This is a genomic window from Brachybacterium sp. AOP3-A1-3, assembly GCF_052378285.1.
GTDB lineage: Bacteria > Actinomycetota > Actinomycetes > Actinomycetales > Dermabacteraceae > Brachybacterium.
Map to the genome: position 1 here is coordinate 1 of NZ_JBQSXM010000053.1, position 1,438 is coordinate 1,438.

Here is a 1,438-nt window from a genome sequence, read left to right on the forward strand (position 1 = left end):
GGGCGTGTCAGATGGTCTGTGTAAGCCGTACCGAGAGGAACGGTAAGAATCATGACCATGACCAACGAGAAGCAGCAGCCGGGCGGTGAGCCGTCGGGCCAGGATTTGGTCGAGCAGTTGAAGGCCTCCGGACAGCTCGATGCACTGTTCGCGCAGATCGACGCGGGCAAGGTCGAGCTGACCGGCGACAGCGGGTTCGTGCCCGCGCTGGTCAAGGCCGCGCTCGAGCGAGGTCTGCAGGCCGAGCTGACCAGTCATCTGGGCTATGAGAAGGGCTCCGAGGACGCGGCGAAGCACGCCAACTCCCGTAACGGCACGACGCCAAAGAAGGTCGAGTCCGAGGTCGGGCCGATCGAGCTGGACGTGCCCCGCGACCGGGGAGGCTCGTTCACCCCGCGCCTGGTCCCCAAGGGGCAGCGCCGTCTGGGCGGGCTCGATGACATGATCATCAGCCTCTATGCCAGCGGGATGACGATCCGCGATATCCAGCACCATCTGGCCTCCACAATCGGCACGAACCTGTCCCACGAGACGATCAGCAACATCACTGACGCCGTCTCCGAGGAGGTCCTGGCCTGGCAGTCCCGGCCGCTGGAGGAGTTCTACCCGGTGATGTATCTCGACGCGATCCGGATCAAGATCCGAGAGAACAGCCAGGTCATCAACCGAGCTGCCTATATCGCCGTCGGTGTGGACCTGGACGGGATCAAGCACGTGCTGGGAATCTGGGTCCAGGACACCGAGGGATCGGCGTTCTGGGCCCACGTCTGCGCGGACCTCGCCAACCGGGGCATTCGGGACGTGCTGATCGTCTGCTGCGACGGCCTCAAGGGTCTTCCAGAGGCGATCGAGGCGACGTGGCCGGAATCGATGGTCCAAACCTGCGTGGTCCACCTGATCAGGGCCGCGATGCGGTTCGTGGCCTACCAGGACCGCAAGAAGGTCGCCAAGGCGTTGAAGCCGGTCTACACGGCCCCGAGCGAGGACGTCGCCCGCAAGGCGCTGGCTGATTTCGAGGCCTCTGAGTTGGGGCAGAAGTACCCATCTGCGGCTGCGACCTGGGCGGCCTCGTGGGAGAGGTTCATTCCGTTCCTGCAGTTCCCGCCGATGCTCCGCAAGGTCATCTACACGACGAACAGCATCGAGTCGCTGAACTTCCAGCTGCGGAAGGTCACCAAGAACCGCGGGCACTTCCCGACCACGGAAGCGGCCGTGAAGTTGCTCTGGCTGGCGATCTGCAACATCGAAGACAAGCGCGCCGCCGAGCGCGAGAAGGACCGTGGCAAGCCCGCCGGCCAAAGGAAGGCCCAGGGCCGACTCGTCGAGGGCCAGGTCGTCACCAACTGGAAACAAGCCCTCGCGCAGCTCGCAGCGGCCTATCCCGAACGGATCACCCCCTACCTGTGAACACCCCGCTTACACAGACAAGTTGACAGGC

1 protein-coding gene is annotated in these 1,438 nt (G+C 64.4%); it reads left to right on the forward strand.

Translation table 11 applies throughout. The annotated features are described in order from the left end of the window. Nucleotides 1-51 precede the first annotated feature (51 nt). Nucleotides 52-1,407, forward strand: coding sequence for an IS256 family transposase (locus tag ACT3T5_RS19535; RefSeq protein ID WP_444595323.1), 1,356 nt, complete (start codon nucleotides 52-54; stop codon nucleotides 1,405-1,407). Nucleotides 1,408-1,438 lie beyond the last annotated feature (31 nt).